Origin of the sequence: Pontibacter flavimaris, from assembly GCF_001907195.1 — a bacterium.
Taxonomy (GTDB): domain Bacteria; phylum Bacteroidota; class Bacteroidia; order Cytophagales; family Hymenobacteraceae; genus Pontibacter; species Pontibacter flavimaris.
In genome coordinates, this window is the sequence record NZ_LVWA01000003.1 from 571,945 (window position 1) to 589,482 (window position 17,538).

At 55.8% G+C, this 17,538-nt stretch carries 13 protein-coding genes; 10 read left to right on the forward strand and 3 right to left on the reverse strand.

What is annotated here, in order from left to right; genetic code table 11:
* Nucleotides 1-57: 57 nt before the first annotated feature.
* Complete coding sequence (locus tag A3841_RS04735) at nt 58-2,454, reverse strand: endonuclease MutS2 (protein ID WP_073851141.1); 2,397 nt, start codon at nt 2,452-2,454, stop codon at nt 58-60.
* A 223-nt stretch (nt 2,455-2,677) separates the two neighbouring features.
* On the opposite strand from A3841_RS04735, the gene A3841_RS04740 reads away from it, so the two are divergent.
* The 5 genes from A3841_RS04740 (at nt 2,678) to A3841_RS20475 (ending at nt 6,448) form a co-directional block, all read left to right on the forward strand.
* Nucleotides 2,678-3,139: a YhcH/YjgK/YiaL family protein gene (locus A3841_RS04740; RefSeq protein ID WP_073851142.1), complete on the forward strand. Its 462-nt coding sequence runs from the start codon at nt 2,678-2,680 to the stop codon at nt 3,137-3,139.
* 203 nt (nt 3,140-3,342) lie between these two features.
* Nucleotides 3,343-4,737, forward strand: coding sequence for an MATE family efflux transporter (locus tag A3841_RS04745; protein WP_073851143.1), 1,395 nt, complete (start codon nt 3,343-3,345; stop codon nt 4,735-4,737).
* 203 nt (nt 4,738-4,940) lie between these two features.
* Nucleotides 4,941-5,741 (forward strand): HipA family kinase, encoded by an 801-nt coding sequence (locus A3841_RS04750; protein WP_073851144.1) that lies wholly within the window; start codon nt 4,941-4,943, stop codon nt 5,739-5,741.
* Nucleotides 5,719-6,102, forward strand: coding sequence for a DUF3037 domain-containing protein (locus tag A3841_RS04755; RefSeq protein WP_073851145.1), 384 nt, complete (start codon nt 5,719-5,721; stop codon nt 6,100-6,102). The genes A3841_RS04750 and A3841_RS04755 overlap by 23 nt, the downstream gene beginning before the upstream one ends.
* 148 nt (nt 6,103-6,250) lie before the next feature.
* Entirely contained in the window at nt 6,251-6,448 is a 198-nt protein-coding gene (locus A3841_RS20475) for a PaaI family thioesterase (RefSeq protein WP_206073059.1), read from the forward strand.
* Nucleotides 6,449-6,552: 104 nt separating this feature from the next.
* On the opposite strand, the gene A3841_RS04765 is transcribed toward A3841_RS20475, so the two are convergent.
* Nucleotides 6,553-8,685 carry a S9 family peptidase gene (locus A3841_RS04765; protein WP_073851146.1) on the reverse strand — a complete coding sequence of 711 codons (2,133 nt, stop codon included), beginning with the start codon at nt 8,683-8,685 and terminating at the stop codon, nt 6,553-6,555.
* Between the two features lie 285 nt (nt 8,686-8,970).
* On the opposite strand from A3841_RS04765, the gene A3841_RS04770 reads away from it, so the two are divergent.
* Both A3841_RS04770 and A3841_RS04775 read left to right on the forward strand, forming a co-directional pair.
* Nucleotides 8,971-12,090, forward strand: coding sequence for a SusC/RagA family TonB-linked outer membrane protein (locus A3841_RS04770; RefSeq protein WP_073851147.1), 3,120 nt, complete (start codon nt 8,971-8,973; stop codon nt 12,088-12,090).
* 11 nt (nt 12,091-12,101) lie between these two features.
* Nucleotides 12,102-13,520, forward strand: a complete 1,419-nt coding sequence (locus tag A3841_RS04775) for a SusD/RagB family nutrient-binding outer membrane lipoprotein (protein WP_073851148.1) — start codon at nt 12,102-12,104, stop codon at nt 13,518-13,520.
* A gap of 459 nt (nt 13,521-13,979) precedes the next feature.
* On the opposite strand, the gene A3841_RS04780 is transcribed toward A3841_RS04775, so the two are convergent.
* Complete coding sequence (locus A3841_RS04780) at nt 13,980-14,759, reverse strand: TIGR02757 family protein (protein WP_073851149.1); 780 nt, start codon at nt 14,757-14,759, stop codon at nt 13,980-13,982.
* Nucleotides 14,760-14,960: 201 nt separating this feature from the next.
* Here A3841_RS04780 and efp point away from each other — a divergent pair, with 201 nt between their 5' ends.
* The 3 genes from efp (at nt 14,961) to accC (ending at nt 17,488) form a co-directional block, all read left to right on the forward strand.
* The gene (gene efp / locus A3841_RS04785; RefSeq protein ID WP_073851150.1) at nt 14,961-15,524 is read left to right on the forward strand and encodes an elongation factor P; all 564 of its coding nucleotides are present in this window, start codon (nt 14,961-14,963) and stop codon (nt 15,522-15,524) included.
* 3 nt (nt 15,525-15,527) lie between these two features.
* Nucleotides 15,528-16,013, forward strand: a complete 486-nt coding sequence (gene accB / locus A3841_RS04790) for an acetyl-CoA carboxylase biotin carboxyl carrier protein (RefSeq protein WP_073851151.1) — start codon at nt 15,528-15,530, stop codon at nt 16,011-16,013.
* A gap of 128 nt (nt 16,014-16,141) precedes the next feature.
* On the forward strand, nt 16,142-17,488 hold the full coding sequence (gene accC, locus A3841_RS04795) for an acetyl-CoA carboxylase biotin carboxylase subunit (protein ID WP_073851152.1): 1,347 nt from the start codon (nt 16,142-16,144) through the stop codon (nt 17,486-17,488).
* Nucleotides 17,489-17,538: the final 50 nt, after the last annotated feature.

Below are 17,538 nucleotides of genomic sequence, written 5' to 3' on the forward strand. Positions count from 1 at the left end.
AAACAGCTGCGGCTCCCGAGTATGGGAGCCGCAGCTGTTTTAATTTATACTTTATACTTACTTCAGCACCGCCAGGGTAGCACCGTCGCCGCCGCGCTCAGTAGCTTCGTTGCCTACGCTTGCCACCTCCGGCAACGAGTGCAGGTAATCGCGCACCACCTGGCGCAGCACCCCGTTGCCGCGGCCGTGGATGATCTTGATCTCCGGGATGCCCAGCATCAGCGCCTCATCCGTAAAGTTCATCACTTTGGTGAGCGCGTCTTCGGCATACTCGCCCCGGATGTCGAGGGTGCTGGCGAAGTCGGCCATGCGCTGCGTCATGTTCATGCCGCGGCTATACCCGCCGCCGTCGCTCTCTGCCCTGGCTTTCTTCTGCTTGGCCACCTGCCCCTCTACCCGCTCCAGGTTGTCTACCTTCACAATCGTTTTGAGGCCACCGAACAATACCTCCGCGGTTTTCCCCTTTATATTGACCACCTGGCCTACGGAGTCCTGCCCGACCAGCGCCACGTGATCGCCCTCCTTTATACTTCCATTGGCGATGCGCTTGTGGGCCGGGCGCGGTTCCTCCTTGCGTACCTCCTGGGCAAAGGTTTCCAGCTCGCGGCGGGCCTCCTTGGTCTTCTCCTTCTCGGCCTGGCTCTGCTTTATCTGCTGTATCGTGGATTCGATTTTCTGGTTAGCGTCTTTCAACAGCAGCTTGGCCTTGCCCTTGGCCTCGCGCATGATCTCCTGCTTGCTGTCTTCCAGGAAGTTCTTCAGGTCGCTGTAGTCCTTTACCTGGCGCTTGAGCTTCTCCTCCAGTTTGGCCGCCTCGCGCGTCTTTTTCTCCAGCTCCTGCTTCTCCGTCTCCAGCTCTTCCAGCAGGCGGTCGTAGCGGATCTTGTCCTTCCCCACCAGCTTGCTGGCCCTGTCGATGATATGCTTTGGCAGGCCGATCTTCTGGGCGATCTCAATCGCAAACGAAGAGCCCGGTTTCCCGATCTCCAACTGGTAGAGCGGCTGCAGATGCTTGTGATCGTAGCGCATGGCGCCGTTCACAATGCCCGGCGTGCGCTCGGCGTAGTTCTTCAGGTTGGTGTAGTGCGTGGTGATGACGCCGTATACTTTGCTCTCGTTCAGCGTTTGCAGCACCGCCTCGGCAATGGCACCGCCAAGTATAGGCTCTGTGCCGGTACCGAACTCGTCTATTAAAACCAGGCTGCGCTTGTCGGCCACCGTCACGAACTTCTTCATGTTGGTCAGGTGCGAGCTATAGGTACTCAGGTCGTTCTCAATCGACTGCTCATCCCCGATATCAATGAAAATATCGTGGAAAATACCTGCCTCAGACCCATCTTCCGCCGGAATCAGCAATCCGCACTGCAGCATGTACTGCAGCAGGCCTACCGTTTTCAGGCTCACCGATTTACCACCGGCGTTTGGGCCGGAGATCAACAGGATACGCTGCTCCTGGTTCAGCTCCAGGTCCATGGGTACGGTTGGCTTGCCGATCGGCCGGTGGGCCAAGTATAAAAGCGGGTGAAACGCCTGCTTCCAGTTAATGAGCGGATACTTCTGTAGCCTCGGCTTGCTGGCCTCCACGCGGCGGGCAAAGGCGGCCTTGGCCCGGATAAAATCGAGCAGGCCCAGGTACTGGTACGCCTTGCGCAACTCCGGTATGTGGTGGCGCAGCGTGCTGGTCAGGCTCATCAGGATGCGGATCAGTTCGCGGTGGTAGGCGTTCTCCAGGTCCTTGATGTCGTTGTTGAGCTCGAAGATAGACTCCGGCTCTATGTATACCGTCTGGCCCGTGTTCGACTCATCGTGGATCAGGCCCTTGATGCGGCGCTTGTGCTCGGCAATAACCGGTATCACCAAGCGGCCACCGCGTATGGTGGGCTCCACGTCAGAAGGTGTCCAGCCTTCGTTTTTAGCATGGCGAAGTATGGAGGAGATGGTTTTTCGCAGGACTGCCTGCTGCGCGATCAGGTCGCGCTTGAGGCGCTGCAGCTCGGGGGTGGCATCGTCGCGCACGGCACCGGCATCGTCCACCACCTTGTCCAGGGCGGCCAGCAGCGAGCGCTCCACACTTACGTTGGCACCCAACTCCTTCAGGGCTTCATACTTGCCTTCCTCTGCCTCGGAGATAAAGCGCAGCGAGTCGCGGATGGTGCGCAGCGACATCTTGATCTCAAAGAAAGCTGACACATCCAAATAGGAACCTTCTATGGCGGCCCGGTCCAGGTAGGCGGTGGCGTCGTAGTAGTGCTGCAGCGGGATCTCGGCATCCGACTCCAGCAGTTGCTTGAACTCGTCGGTTTGCTGCAGTAGCCGCTCCACCAGGTCGTGGCGGTTCAGGAAAGCCATGCGGTTCACAAAGTGGCGGCCCAGCGGACTCAGGCAGAGTTCCGACAGCATCTCGCGCACCTGTGCAAAGCCTATTTTTATTTCAAAGTTTTCTGGATAGATCAATTCTTATCTTTTAATTTACAGCAAAAATAGCATTTTATAACAAGTATAAATCGGTGTTTCGTTCGTTTTGATGTCCGTATCTCGTAGCAAGTATCAGGTATCTAGACAAAAGACTTTTTTGACATAAGACAAAGGACTTTTTAACAAGAGACAACAGCCGAAAAGTAAGGCGCCCATACTTTCTAACTCTCTAACTTTTAAACTTTCTAACTCCTAAACTCCCATGGTTCTTGATAAACTCGACAACGCGCAGCGCTACTATTCTTTACACCCGCTTTTTGAGCAGGCTTTCCGTTACCTGCGCGAAACAGACCTGAAGACAGCAGCAACCGGGGTGCATGAAATCGTGGGGAAACAGCTCTTCGCCATTATCTCTGACGGGCCGGGCGTAACGGAGCAGGCGTACAAACTGGAGGTGCACCGCAAGTACATCGACATCCAGTACATCATCTCGGGCACCGACCGGATGGGCTGGAAAGACATGGCCCAGTGCGCGGCGCCCAACGATCCCTACCAGGACGAGCGCGACGCGGCCTTCTTCCCCGACAGGGCGACCAGCTGGTTCGAGGTGCCCGCCGGTTCGTTCACTATTTTTTACCCGGATGATGCCCACGCCGCCATGGTGACCGGGGAACAGGTGGTGCGGAAGGTGGTGCTCAAGATCGCGGTCACGCCTCAAGTATAAAAACGCCTGCTTATACTTGACATCAGGCAGCCAGTAATTCATGCTTTGCTATACTTTGATAAAACACCCCCAGCTTGGGTGATTTAATCATAACCTGGGTTATTTATACTTTCTTACAGAGCGAAAAAGGCAGTTATGAACGCTAACCTTTAGCTGGCAAAGCAAGTAAAGCACTCTCCAAAATATAAACTCTCCTCTTCCCTATGGCCAACTTCAGAGACTTTCTGCAGCTCGCATGGTCTGCCATTAAGGGCAAGGAGCAGGATTATACGACCCTTGGCATCAAGCATAGCATCGTGCTGCTGGCCATCCCCATGATTCTGGAGATGCTGATGGAGTCGCTGTTTGCCATCGTCGATATCTTCTTTGTGGGCAGGCTTGGCTCAAACGCACTGGCCGTGGTGGGGCTCACCGAGTCGGTGCTGATGATCATCTACGCAGTGGGCATGGGCATCAGCATTGCGGCGGCAGCGCTGGTTGCGCGGCGGGTTGGGGAGAAGAATTTCCATGAGGCCGGAAGTATAACCTTCCAGCTAATCGTGACCGGCCTGCTCCTGTCGCTGCTGATGGGCGGCCTGGCCACCTACTTCGCGGCCGAAACGCTGACGCTGATGGGAGCCTCGCCCGAAGTCGTCACTGAGGGCCTGGCCTATGCCCGGATAATTTTCGCGGGAAACGTAGCCATTATCCTGCTCTTCCTCATCAACGGCGCTTTTCGGGGAGCGGGCCAGCCGCACCTGGCCATGCGCGCGCTCTGGCTGGCCAACGGCGCTAACATCCTCCTCGACCCGCTCCTGATCTTCGGCATCGGCCATTTTGACGGGCTGGGATTGGCGGGCGCGGCCTGGGCCACCACCATTGGCAGAAGCCTGGGCGTGGTCTACCAACTCTACCACCTGTTCAACGGAAAGCACCTGTTAAAAATCACCGGCGATAACCTGGTGCTCAGCTTTAAAGTGATGTACCGCATCCTGAAGCTCTCGTCGGGCGGCGTGGGCCAGTACCTGATCGACTCTGCCAGTTGGATTCTCCTCACCAGGCTCATCGCCGAGTTCGGCAGCAACGCACTGGCCGCCTACACCATCGCGTTTCGGGTAATCATTTTTACGCTACTGCCAGCCTGGGGGCTTTCTTCCGCGGCGGCTACGCTGGTAGGCCAGAACCTGGGTGCCCGCAAGGCCAAACGGGCCGAACTGGCCGTATGGCTGACGGCCCGCTACAACATGGTGTTCATGGCGGCCGTCACACTCATTTTCATACTTTTCGGGAAGCACCTTTCCAGCTTTTTCACGGATGATACTGAAGTGATCGGCATTGCCACCGAGGCGCTGCAGATCATCACGCTGGGCTACATCTTTTTCGGTCTTGGCATGGTGATGGTGCAGGCCTTTAACGGCGCCGGCGACACCCGCACCCCTGCCCTCATCAACATCGTGGTGCTGTGGCTCCTGGAGATTCCGCTTGCCTACACGCTGGCCCTTTACCTGGACATGGCCTACACCGGCATTTTCATAGCCATTGCCTGCTGCCACTCCCTTCATGCGCTGGTAAGCTGGTGGCTGTTCAGGCGCGGCACCTGGAAGCAGGTGAAAGTGTAGAGAGTTTGGGAGTTAGAGAGTTTAGGAGTTAGAAAGTTGGGAAGTTAGAAGGTTAGAAAGTATAAAGTTGTTTAGAGCCCGATAAACAAACAACGATTAACCAGTAACGTTTGACGAACAACGAGAACACCAATTTTCTTGCGTATACTTGCTTTTTTATTGCGGGGCTCCGGATGCCTCACATTCCATCAAAGCGACAAAGTATGAAGTATAACCCACCAGAGATAAGGACCGTGGAAGTGACGCGCTACGTCACGCCCTTGCGTGAGGGCGGCTCGCTGCCCGCCCTTGTGGAGGCCGACGATGAGTTCCTCTACGTGCTCAAGTTCCGGGGTGCGGGGCAGGGCGTAAAGGTGCTGATCGCGGAGCTGATTGTGGGCGAGATTGCCCGCGTGCTGGGCTTTAAGCTGCCCGAGATCGTGTTCGCGCAGCTTGACGAGGCCTTCGGCCGCACCGAGCCCCACGAAGAGATACAGGACCTGCTGCGGGCCAGCGAAGGACTTAACCTGGCGCTGCACTACCTCTCCGGCGCCATCACCTTCGACCCTGTGGTAACCACCCCCGACGCTGAGCTGGCCTCTAAAATAGTATGGCTCGACAGCCTGGTGACGAACGTGGACCGCACCGCCCGCAACACCAACATGCTCATGTGGAAGAAGGAACTATGGCTTATCGACCATGGCGCCGCGCTCTTCTTCCATCACTCCTGGGGCAACTGGGAGGAGCAGGCCAAGCGACCGTTCGCGCAGATAAAGGACCACGTACTGTTACCACTTGCCACAGAACTGGAGGCGGTGAACAGGGAATTCAGCGCCATACTTACGCCCGAGGTTATCCGAGCCATACTTGCCACCATTCCGGACACCTGGCTCCTGGAGGCAGACTCCCCGTTTGAGACGGCCGCCGAGCACCGCCAGGCCTACGCCACCTTCTTAGAGACCCGTCTCGCCCATTCCGAAACCTTTGTAACAGGAGCGCAACATGCCAGAAAAGCACTTATTTGAGTACGCCGTGATCCGCGTGGTGCCGAGGGTGGAGCGTGAGGAATTCCTGAACGTGGGCGTTATACTTTTATGCGCCTCCCAGGGGTTCCTGCAAACAAAGTATGAGCTGGATGAAAACCGGCTCCGCACCATCTTCCCGGACCTCGACCTGCAGGAATTGCGGGAACGCCTCTGTGCGTTCGAGAAAGTATGCGCCGGGCGCAAAGAGGGCGGCCCGATCGGCCACCTGGGCACTGCCTCACGTTTCCGGTGGTTGACCGCCAACCGCAGCACCATCGTGCAGACCTCCGCCGTGCACCCCGGCCTTTGCTGCAACCCGCAGGAGACACTGGACAGGCTGATGCAGGAGCTGGTTAGGTAGCTTTATACTTTACGAGAGCGTTTAAAAGACAACATGAGCCAGAAGAAACAACTGGCAGAATTCCTGGCAACGTAGTTCCCGCAGACCAAGATCACGGTGGAGGAAGTCGGGCCAATGTCTGCCACGGTGCGGCATCAGATCGGCACCGATGAGCTCCGGCCCGGTGATGAAGGCCGTTGCGGACGTGGCGCTCTACGTGGCTATACTTGGCGAGATTGGTCTGGAGCCCCTGGCCGTAACCACCAACCTGAACATGAACTTTCTCCGCAAGCCCTCCCCCGGCAGTGCCCTTATTGGAGAATGCCACCTGCTGAAACTCAGCAAGGGCTGGCGGTGGGCGAGGTAACGATTTACCCGGAAGGCATGGTGGAGCCCGCGGCGCAAGCGGTAGGCAGCTACTCCATTCACCCCAAAGTATAAATCAAGTATAAACTAAAGTATAAGTTAAGGCTACTCCACCTGCTGCATCAGTTTTCGCTGAAAGAAATCGGCCGTGGCGGCATTCACTTTCATCGCGTTGCGGAACAACATCCAGTGGTGGGTATCGTCCACGAGCACCATCGTCTCATAAGGTACACCTTTCTCTTCCAGGCGCCGCACCATGTCCATACTATCCCGGAAATCCACGTTCCTGTCATCATCGGCATGGATCAGGAGCACTGGCGAGGTCCAGGAATCGACGAAAGCGGCCGGAGAGGACTTCCACATGACCTCAACGGCCTCCTCCGCATCCGGCGCCCGCTCGTGGCGGTTCGGGTAGAGGACCCCTGCTGTTTCCCCGAAGGTCAGGTCACTCATGCCATGGATGTTGACGCCGGCGGCAAACAGTTCTGAATCCCTGCCCAGGGCGAGGCCCGTAAGATAGCCGCCGTAAGAGCCGCCGTATACCCCGATGCGTCGGGCATCCACCTGCGGCTGCTGGGCCAGCCACCTGCCGGCAGCGCGTATATCTTTGTACTCCGAGGCCCCGGTCTCGCCGCTGCTATCGGGGTGCTGGAAATCGTAGCCGTACCCTATGCCCAGCCTGTAGTTGACCGACAGCACCACAAATCCCATACTTGCCAGGTACTGGTTCATGGCATACACGTTGTTATAGTAGTCCGAGTAATGCCAGCCCAGCAGCATCTGACGCGAGGGGCCGCCGTGAATGTACACGATGGCCGGTTTTTTACCGCTGCCGCCCTTGGGCTCGAAAAGCTGCCCGTGCACCGTCAGCCCGTCCGCAGATTGAAAGCTTACCTGCTTTGGCTTTACCAGTTTGTGCTGCGGATGATCGGACGGTATAAGTTCCGTTGCCAACAGCCTCACCTTTGCTTTCCGCCTGAAGTCCATGACGGCAGGCAGCGGCGGACGCTGCGCGGTGGCGCTCAGCATGGCAAGCGTCTGCCCATTGCCCGTCAGCACCGGCATGGACTCCAGCCCATCCCCCGGGGTCAGTAGTTCCATTTTGGCCTTATCCACCGGAACGCGCGCCACATGCCGGCGGTCTATGTCTTCCTTGTCGGGTCCGGTGTTGGCGCTGAACACCAGCCACGCTCTGTCAGGACTCAGCTTTACATGCTCCACGGCGAAGTCACCGGGCGTCAGTAACACAGGCTTCCCTCCCGCTGCCGGAATAGCGTACAGGTGGGGCCAGCCATCCTCGTAAGAAGTATACACAATGCGCTCATTCGCCGCCCAGTGCAGGTTAAAGCCACCGTTGGTTCTGGGCACTGACCCTCGCAAGGTTTCCGGCGCTTCCCATAGCTGCGTGGCGTTACCGGTAGCTACCTCGGCTGTCCAGATGGACCAGGGTTGGTGCTGCCGCTGCAGGTAGGGCTCCGGTGCCCCGCCTGCGCCACGCGTACGCACAAATACCAGCCGTTTCCCGTCCGGCGACCAGCGCGGCGAGCGATCGCGCGCAAAGGCAGGCGCAATCCAGGTGATGGGGGTTTCGGGGTTGGTGTAGACGCCGATGAACGCATGCCCCTCGCGGTTAGAAACAAAGGCCAGCTGCGCCCCATCCGGTGACCACTCCAGCGAGCTTACCGAGCCGCGCGTTACGAAAAGCGGCCGGGCAGGCACTGTCCCATCCAACGAGGCGATCCATACCTGGCCTTTGAAAGTATAAGCCACCTCCCTGTTGTTGGGCGAGATGACCGGCGCCCCGCCCTCTCCTATCCGAATCGGCTCTCCACCCGCAAAAGGCACGGTCCATACTTCCACCTTCGGGGGGATAGGGTTGCCCAAAGGATTTACCGTCTCGTGCTCATCCCAGATAGAGCCATGCTCGCCGCCCCGCACATACACCGCCCACTGCCCGTCCGCAGACAAAGACACGCCCGTAATTTCCTGCCCATCATCCTGCAAGTAATTTGTAAGCCGGCGCGCCTTAAAATCAGGTCCTTCAGCCACATACACATTTCTCTTTCCCCGCTCATTAAAGGTCCAGGCCAGACGTGCCCCCTGTGCGGCAGCGGAAAGCTCAGCCGGGAAAGGATGGCTCATAACGGATTCGAGCGAGAACTTTTGGGCAGCGGCCGGCGCTGGGTTTCCTGCAATAAACAGAAGAAGAGCGAGGTAAATTAACAGGTGTCTTTCCATAGGATGGTCCGCAGCCCGGAATTATTTGAGGCTGAGCACTTAAATATATCAATATTAATGAAACATTATTTGATACTTCAACTATAATACCTTATATAATTCAAAGCATAAAGTATACTAGATGAATAGACCTGCCGAAACCAGCAGCTATGTTATACTTTGCTCCTGCTCCAACCGCAGCCTCTTCCCTGGCCCAAGCACATTAACCTGTGCCTGTAGCCAACCCATTGCCCTGCCCGCGCGGCACCTCAGTACCGTATTTCTAAACATGTTAAGTATAAATCTATGAGAAACAGTTTTACCCTACTTGTTTTGCTACTGATGTGCTGCTGGGTACCCGCACTGGCCCAGGATAACATTGTGAGTGGCAGGGTTACGGGGGCCGATGAGGGCATGCCGCTACCCGGCGTAAGCGTAACCGTAAAAGGCACCACCACCGGCACATCTACGGATGCCGATGGCCGGTTTTCCATCAGGGTGCCTAGTAATGACGCCGTGCTGGAATTCAGGTTCCTCGGCTACAGGATTCAGGAGGTGCGCGTGGGAAACCAGAGCCAGGTGAATGTGACGCTGGCTACTGACACCCAGCAGCTCGACGAGGTGGTCGTGACCGCCATGGGAATCACGCGGGAGAAAAAAGCCCTGGGATACGCTGCGCAGGAAGTGCAGGCAGAGGAGCTGGTGCAGAACCGCCAACCCAACCTGCTCAATGCCATGCAGGGCAAGGTGGCGGGCGTTACCATCTCCAGCACCGGCGGTGCTCCGGGGCAGGGCGCCAACATCCAGATACGGGGCATCAACTCCATAGACCCCAACAGGCCTAACCAGCCGCTCTTCGTCATCGACGGTATCCAGGTAAACAACTCCACCTCCACCTTTGGCGAGGGCGCCGAGTTGCGTGGCATGAGCAACCGCCTCGCCGACCTGAACCCTGATGATATTGAAAGTATAAATATCCTGCGGGGCGGGGCCGCTACCGCGCTTTACGGCTTGCGTGGCGCTAACGGGGTGGTCGTGATCACCACCAAGTCGGGCCAGAAAGGGGAAATGCGCGTGAACTTTACGAGCACAGCCGGCTGGGAGGAGGTAAATAAATTCCCTGAGATACAGGATACCTATACCCAGGGCTACACCGGCGAGTATGACCCTACCAGCTTCTGGCCATCCTGGGGACCGGCCTGGCAGGAGGCGCGGCAAATCGACCCTACCCACCCGGAAGGCATTTACAACCACTTCAAGGACGCCTACGAGACCGGGAACCAGTTCCGTAACACGCTCACCTTCACCGGCGGCGGCGAGGCCATCACTTTCTCCTCCTCGCTTTCTCACCTGAGGCACGAGGGGGTGTTGCCTTTTACCGACTACCAGAACACCTCCGCCCGCCTGAACACGGAAGTCAAGCTCAGCGAGAAGTTCAGCACCGGCGGTAACTTCAACTACATCCGCTCCGGTGGCAAGCGTTATAATGCCGACCGCTTTAACGAGATGCTCAGCTATTGGTCGCCGCGCTGGGATGTGCAGGATTATGTGAAGCCCGACGGCACCATGCAGTCCTATGGCAACGACAACCCGATCTATGCCGCCGCCACCAACCAGTTTGAGGACGACGTGAGCCGCTTTATCGGCGGTTTGAACTTCAGCTATAAGCCCCTTAGCTGGCTCGACCTAAACTACCGCGTCGGCCTCGACACCTACTCAGACGACCGCACGCGCACCGCCCCAGGCCCCAGAAATGTAGCCGACGAAAGAGTGCTGGAAGACAATGGGCAGGGCTTTGTACATGAGTACACCACCAAGTTCCGTTCCATCAACTCCACTTTCATTGCCTCTGCAAACAAGTCTTTCGGCGACAAGTTCAACGCTACCCTTCGTGTGGGCCACGAACTATACGACGAGCACATCAAGAGCTTTGGCGTGCAGGGAGAGGAACTGGCCGTGTTCGATTACTTCAAGCTCTCCAATGCCAGGTTCCTCTCCTCCTCCGAGAATGAGAGCGATTACAGGTTGATGGGCATATTCGGGGAAGCCTCCTTCGACTATGGTGACTTCCTGTTCCTGACGCTGACCGGCCGAAACGACATTACCTCCACCCTGTCAGAGTCGAACCGCTCCTTTTTTTACCCGTCAGCAAGTATAAGCTATATCGTATCGGAGCACCTGGGCCTGCCCGAGTTCATCAACCAGACGAAGTTTAGGGTCTCCTACGCCGGAATTGGCAAGGACGCCTCGCCCTACTCCATCTCCTCCGGTTATGCTCCCTACACCAACTTCCCGACAGGCTATACCGGGGTAACCCGCGCTCCCCTGTTAGGTAACATGGGGCTGAAGCCGGAGTTTACCAACACCTTTGAGACTGGTCTGGAGATGTCGTTCCTGGAGAACCGCATCGGCTTTGACTTGACGTATTATTACTCCGTTAGCAAGGACCAGATCCTGAACATTAATGTGGCCAGCTCCACTGGCTACGTGCGGGCAGCCATCAACGCCGGCAAGATGCGCAACAAAGGGGTTGAGGTGGTACTGAACGCCACGCCGGTGCGCACCTCTGACTTTAACTGGGACACTAAAATCATCTTCTCGGCCAACAGGAATAAGATCCTGAGCCTGCCGGAAGGGCTTGAAGAGGTAACCTACGCCTCGCAGTTCGGCTATGTGGGGTCTACCGTTACCATGAAGCTGATCGAGGGGCAGCCTTACGGCAACATCTACGGCTCCCACTGGCAGCGCTACTATGGGCCGGGAGAGGAGGAAGACCCCCTCTTCATCGATGAGTCGCGGCCACGCGTGATCGGGGAAAACGGCTTCCCGGTAAGGGCGCCGCTATCGAGCCAGAAACTTCTGGGTAACTCGCAGCCCGACTGGATTGGCGGCTTTACGAACACCTTTACCTATAAAGGCCTTAGCCTGACCGCCCTGCTGGATGCCCGCGTCGGCCTGGAGAAGTATAACCAGATGGATAACTTCTTCGCCGCGTTTGGTATTGCAGAGTACACCGAAGACCGTAACCAGACACGTGTGTTCGAAGGGGTATTGGCAGACGGCACACCCAACACGAAGGAAGTATGGCTGGGCCAGGGCGTGGGCCCGGATGGCGTGAACTACGGCGACGGCTACTACCGCCGCTTCTACCGGGGCGTGTCCGAGAACTTTGTGGAGGACGCCTCCTGGGTACGCCTGCGCTCCCTGACGCTGCGCTACAGCCTGCCGCAACCCTGGTTCGAGAACATCTTCATCCGAAACGCCGCGCTATCCTTTACCGGTAACAACCTGTGGCTCTCCACCGACTACAAAGGCTTTGACCCGGAAACCAGCTTCTCCCCGAGCGGCAGCAACGTAGATGGCTTCTCCGGCTTTACTTACCCTGCCGTGCGCAGCTTCCTGTTCACCCTAAATGTTGGATTCTAACTAATACAGATATGAAAAAGATCTTCCGATATATGCTTGCCTTCTCGTTGATGGGGGCAGTAGCAGGCCTCCAGGGCTGCGAAGATTATTTTGACAAGGAGAATAACCCGAACCTGGTTACCGACCCGCCCTTGCCTTCCTTGCTTTCCACCACCACCCATAAAACAGGCATCAACAGCTACCTGGTAGGGAACATCACTTCTTACTTTGTGCAGTATCTGGCCAGCCCCTCACAAGGCGGCTCCTCAGATACGTACCAGGTCACGGATTATACCGGCACCTGGGATGCACTTTACTGGGCCATGGCCGATATCTATGACATGCGCCAACTGGCCATCGAACAAGGGGCAACGGAGTATGTGGGAGTGGCAAACATCCTGATGGCCTACCACCTTTCCCTGGTGAATGATATGTGGGGAGACGCCCCCTACTCAGAGGCTTTTACAAACATGACGCTAACCCCTGGTTTTGACGATGAGGCAAGCCTCTATGACGTGACCACGCAGTTGCTGGACGAGGGCATCGCGGAGTTACAGAAACCAGACTCCAAGGTACAGCTTATTGCAACCAGCGATGTAATACATGGAGGTAGCGTGGAGAATTGGATTAAGACAGGGTACGCCCTGAAGGCCAGGCAGCTTAACAAGCTTAGTGGCACCTCTTCCTACAACCCGCAGGCGGTGCTGGAGGCGGTTGACAACTCCTATACTTCGAACGAGGATAACGCGGAAATGGGTGTTTTCGAGACACGCAACCCCTGGTCCGCCATTTCGCTGAGCAATGCCAGCCTGCTGCTGGGCGGTTGGCTCTCAGAGCAACTGATACAGCACCTGAACGGCACCTCTTACGGCGTGTTTGACCCCCGTCTGGAGCAGCTTGCAGACACAACTGCTAGTGGCACCTATGTGGGCACCCCCAATGGCACCGGCAATATCGGCCCGGCCAACAACACGGTGAAGGATGAAAGCTACATCTCGCGCAATTCCCCGCTCACCGGGGATGAGTCGCCGCTGATTATCGTATCCTACCCGGAGGTGAAGTTGATCGAGGCGGAGGCCGCCTTCAGGGCAGGTCAGATGGACAGGGCCTTTGAAGCCTACCGTGAGGGTATTCGGGCAAGTATGGAAATGCTGGAGGTGGCAGAAGCGGATGCAAATGCCTATTTGAGCAGCGCTGCCGTGGCCCAAAGCGCCTCCGAACTAACGCTCGACCGGATCTTTCAGGAGAAGTATGTCGTGACGTATCTTAACCCGGAGGCCTGGAACGACGCACGTCGCCACGATTACCAGTACGCCAACTTTACCCTGCCGGAAGGTGCAGCTATCCCAACGTTTATACGTAGAGTGGCCTACCCATCCGGCGAAGCCTCCAAGAACCCGAATACCCCGGACGTTACTGACCTTTCCGCCCCGCTTTGGTGGGATCAATAATACCAGATGGGTTGTGCGCATCTAAAAAACAGTAACCCACCCCTCCAAGGACGGGACTTGGCTTTACATAGTTAGTAGCTTTAATGCGTACAAGTGAAGCCTTCGTGGAAATGATAAAGTATGAAAGCGCCTGCTAAAGTATAGCAGGCGCTTTTTGTATTATTAACTAAAGCTGCGATTAACCTACTACCCCTCCAAGGAAGGAAGAAAGTATAAGGTATGAGAGTAGGTATCTTCTACTGGTGTTGATGGATAAAGACAAAATAGCTATCCATAAAACCTACCGCTATAGGCGAACAAATTTCATCGTGTACAAATCAAACAATAGCCACAACAGGATTTACAGTTAGAATCGCCTCCATCCGGTAAGCTTTTTTGATAAGCCGGGCTCGCCTGCCAACGGGTGCTGCGGGCTACCTGAGCCCTGGTAATCCCTAAAGACGGAAGTGCGGCAAAGCATCAGAATTTCTCCTCTATACCGAGCCCGAAAAGAGCATAATCATACTTTACCGGGTCAGCAGGATCAAGAGCACGCAGGTGCTTCGTCAGTTCCTCGGCGGTATCCCAATCCATCCCTTTGCGGGTAATCAGGCCCAGGCGGCGGGCCACCCGCTCCACGTGCACATCGCAGGGGCAGATTAAATCATCCATGGGAATAGCGCGCCAGATGCCGAAATCCACGCCCCTATCATCCTGGCGCACCATCCAACGCAGGTACATGTTCAGGCGTTTGCAGGCCGATTTGCGGGCAGGCGTGGCGATGTGCTTGCGCGTGCGCTGCGGCGCGTCCTCCAGGCTAAAGACCAGGTTATGGAAGTATACCAGCCGGTCGCGTTGGGTCAAAATCTCGTTTCGTTCCCCGGTAAAGGCCGTCTCCAAACTCTCGTGCCGGCTGTAGTACCACCGGAAGAAGTGCAGCAAGTATAAAAGGTCGGTGTCGTTGAAGGTGCGGTGCTTAAAGCCCAGGAAGCGCTGCAGGTCCTGCTCCTGGTGGCCAAGTATGAAATCGTGCGGGGCGTTGTCCATCAAGTCCATCAGCTTTGAGCAATTGTTGATGATCGTTTTGCGCTGGCCCCAGGCCAGTATAGCCGCAAAGAAACCACTGATCTCGATGTCCTGCCGTTTGGTGAAGCGGTGCGGGATGGAAACCGGGTCGTTGGGGATGAAGCTGGGTCGGTTATACTTCTCTACCCTATCGTTAAGCAGCGCTCTTACGGAGGCAATTTCGGGGTGTAGCATACGATGTACTTATACTTGTAGCGGGAAACCGGCGGGCTGCAACGGCTAAATTACACCCTCCTATGTGTTTCCATAACATTATCACAGGTTTATGTGCTGTTTTAACGATTTTTTCAGCAGATTGCGTAATTTTGTTTTGCAAGACAGCAAAAACAAACATAGTTTTACCTCCTTATTACGGATATAAATCAGTAAAATCATATGGCAACCACAGCTGATATTAAAAACGGCATCGTGATTGAATACAACAACGACCTCTACCAGGTTGTTGATTTTCAGCACGTAAAGCCAGGCAAAGGACCCGCGTTCGTGAGAACGAAGCTAAGAAACGTGCGTACAGGCAAAATGCTTGACAACACGTTTTCCGCCGGACATAAAATTTCGACTGCCCGCGTGGAGCAGCGCCCGCACCAATTCATCTACAAGGATGACATGGGCTATAATTTTATGGACATGAACACTTTTGAGCAGGTAACGCTGAACGAGGACATGGTACCATTTGCCGACCTGATGAAAGAAGGACAGGAAGTAACGATCTTGTTTCATGCCGAGACGGAGACGCCGCTAACCTGCGAGATTCCTCCGTTTGTGGAACTGGTTATTACTTACACCGAGCCGGGCCTGAAGGGCGACACCGCCACCAACGCGTCCAAGCCAGCTATCGTAGAAACAGGCGCAACGATTCAAGTGCCCCTGTTCATTGGCCAGGACGAAAAAATCAAAGTAGACACTCGTACGTACTCATACGCTGAAAGAGTTAAATAAAACATGAAAGCTAAAGAAATCCAGGACCTCATCGACTTTATCGCCAAATCCGGCCTCAATAAAGTTAACATCGAAACAGAAGAATTCAAGATCTCGGTAAAGCGCGACCCAGACCAGAAGGTAACGTACGTGAAAGGTGCTGAGTCTGCCGCGCACGCTGCTCCTGCCCCTGCAGCGGCTCCTGCCGCGCCTGCCGCCGCGCCGGCTCCGGCAGCTGCCCCAGCTCCTGCCGCCTCCGACGACAGCAAGTACGTAGCCATCAAGGCGCCGATGATCGGCACGTTCTACCGCGCCGCCAGCCCGGAATCCCCAATCTTTGTAAACGTAGGCGACGAGGTGAAAAAAGGACAGGTGATCTGCATCATCGAGGCGATGAAGCTCTTCAACGAGATCGAGTCTGAGGTATCGGGCAAAATCGTGAAGGTGCTGGTTGATAACGCCTCGCCGGTTGAGTACGACCAGCCGCTGTTCCTGGTAGACCCTAGCTAAATCCTTGATTTGAAAATTTGAAAATGTGAAGATCTGAAAATGGAGAAGGTTATTGCCGTCTCCATTTTTATATCATTTTCATCTCAATCTCTACATTTCCAAATCTCCAAATCTCCAAATCCGACATTATGTTTAAAAAAATACTAATTGCCAACCGTGGCGAGATCGCGCTGCGCATTATCCGCACCTGTAAGGAAATGGGCATTAAAACGGTGGCTGTCTACTCTACTGCTGACAAGGAGAGCCTGCACGTGCGCTTTGCCGACGAGGCTGTTTGCATTGGACCTCCCCCAAGTGCGCAGTCTTACCTGAACATCCCGAACATTATTGCCGCGGCAGAGATCACCAATGCCGACGCCATACACCCTGGTTATGGTTTCCTCTCAGAGAACGCCGAGTTCTCGCGCATCTGTGCCGAGAACGGCATTAAGTTTATCGGCGCCTCCCCGGAAATGATCAACCAGATGGGCGACAAGGCCTCTGCAAAGGACACCATGAAGAAGGCAGGTGTGCCGACCATTCCGGGATCTGACGGACTGCTGAAGAACGTGGAGGAAGGCCTGAAGATCGCTAATAAGATAAAGTACCCGGTCATCCTGAAGGCCACGGCAGGTGGCGGTGGCCGGGGCATGCGTATCGTGAACAGCGACTCTGAGTTCGAGAAGGCCTGGAACGACGCCCGCACCGAGGCGAAAGCAGCCTTCGGCAACGATGGCATCTACCTGGAGAAATTCGTGGTAGAGCCGCGTCACATCGAGATCCAGCTCATCGGCGACCAGCATGGCCAGGTGGCGCACCTCTCGGAGCGTGACTGCTCCATCCAGCGCCGCCACCAGAAACTGGTGGAAGAGACCCCTTCCCCGTTCATCACCGACGGGCTGCGTGATAAAATGGGAGAGGCTGCCATTGCCGGTGCCAAGGCCATCAATTACGAGGGCGTGGGCACGATCGAGTTCCTGGTAGACAAGAACCGCGACTTCTACTTTATGGAGATGAATACGCGCATCCAGGTAGAGCACCCGATTACTGAAGAGGTGATTGACTACGACCTGATCAAAGAGCAGATCAAGGTGGCTGCCGGCGAGCGCATCACGGGCAAGAATTACTACCCAAAGATGCACGCCATCGAGTGCCGCATCAACGCCGAGGACCCTAAGAACGGATTCCGCCCAAGCCCGGGCAAGATCACAACCCTGCACGTGCCAGGCGGCCACGGCGTGCGCGTGGACTCGCACGTATACTCCGGCTACACTATCCCGCCAAACTACGACTCCATGATCGCGAAGCTTATCGTGAGCGCGCAGACACGCGAGGAGGCACTGGTGAAAATGAAGCGTGCCCTGAGCGAGTTCATAATTGAGGGCATCAAGACCACCATTCCTTTCCACCTCAAGCTGATGGATGACAAAGGCTTCAAGGAGGGGAACTTCACAACCAAGTATCTGGAGGATTTTGACTTCGGTGCGATCGAGTAGCAGGTTGTACAAGTATAAAGTAAAAATACCCGTCCATTTCTGGTCGGGTA

Coding starts and splice junctions, on each gene's coding strand:
- A3841_RS04740 (WP_073851142.1), top strand. CDS start 2,678: ATGGTTCTTGATAAACTCGACAACGCGCAGCGCTACTATTCTTTACAC.
- A3841_RS04745 (WP_073851143.1), top strand. CDS start 3,343: ATGGCCAACTTCAGAGACTTTCTGCAGCTCGCATGGTCTGCCATTAAG.
- A3841_RS04750 (WP_073851144.1), top strand. CDS start 4,941: ATGAAGTATAACCCACCAGAGATAAGGACCGTGGAAGTGACGCGCTAC.
- A3841_RS04755 (WP_073851145.1), top strand. CDS start 5,719: ATGCCAGAAAAGCACTTATTTGAGTACGCCGTGATCCGCGTGGTGCCG.
- A3841_RS20475 (WP_206073059.1), top strand. CDS start 6,251: ATGAGCTCCGGCCCGGTGATGAAGGCCGTTGCGGACGTGGCGCTCTAC.
- A3841_RS04765 (WP_073851146.1), bottom strand. CDS start 8,685: ATGGAAAGACACCTGTTAATTTACCTCGCTCTTCTTCTGTTTATTGCA.
- A3841_RS04770 (WP_073851147.1), top strand. CDS start 8,971: ATGAGAAACAGTTTTACCCTACTTGTTTTGCTACTGATGTGCTGCTGG.
- A3841_RS04775 (WP_073851148.1), top strand. CDS start 12,102: ATGAAAAAGATCTTCCGATATATGCTTGCCTTCTCGTTGATGGGGGCA.
- A3841_RS04780 (WP_073851149.1), bottom strand. CDS start 14,759: ATGCTACACCCCGAAATTGCCTCCGTAAGAGCGCTGCTTAACGATAGG.
- efp (WP_073851150.1), top strand. CDS start 14,961: ATGGCAACCACAGCTGATATTAAAAACGGCATCGTGATTGAATACAAC.
- accB (WP_073851151.1), top strand. CDS start 15,528: ATGAAAGCTAAAGAAATCCAGGACCTCATCGACTTTATCGCCAAATCC.
- accC (WP_073851152.1), top strand. CDS start 16,142: ATGTTTAAAAAAATACTAATTGCCAACCGTGGCGAGATCGCGCTGCGC.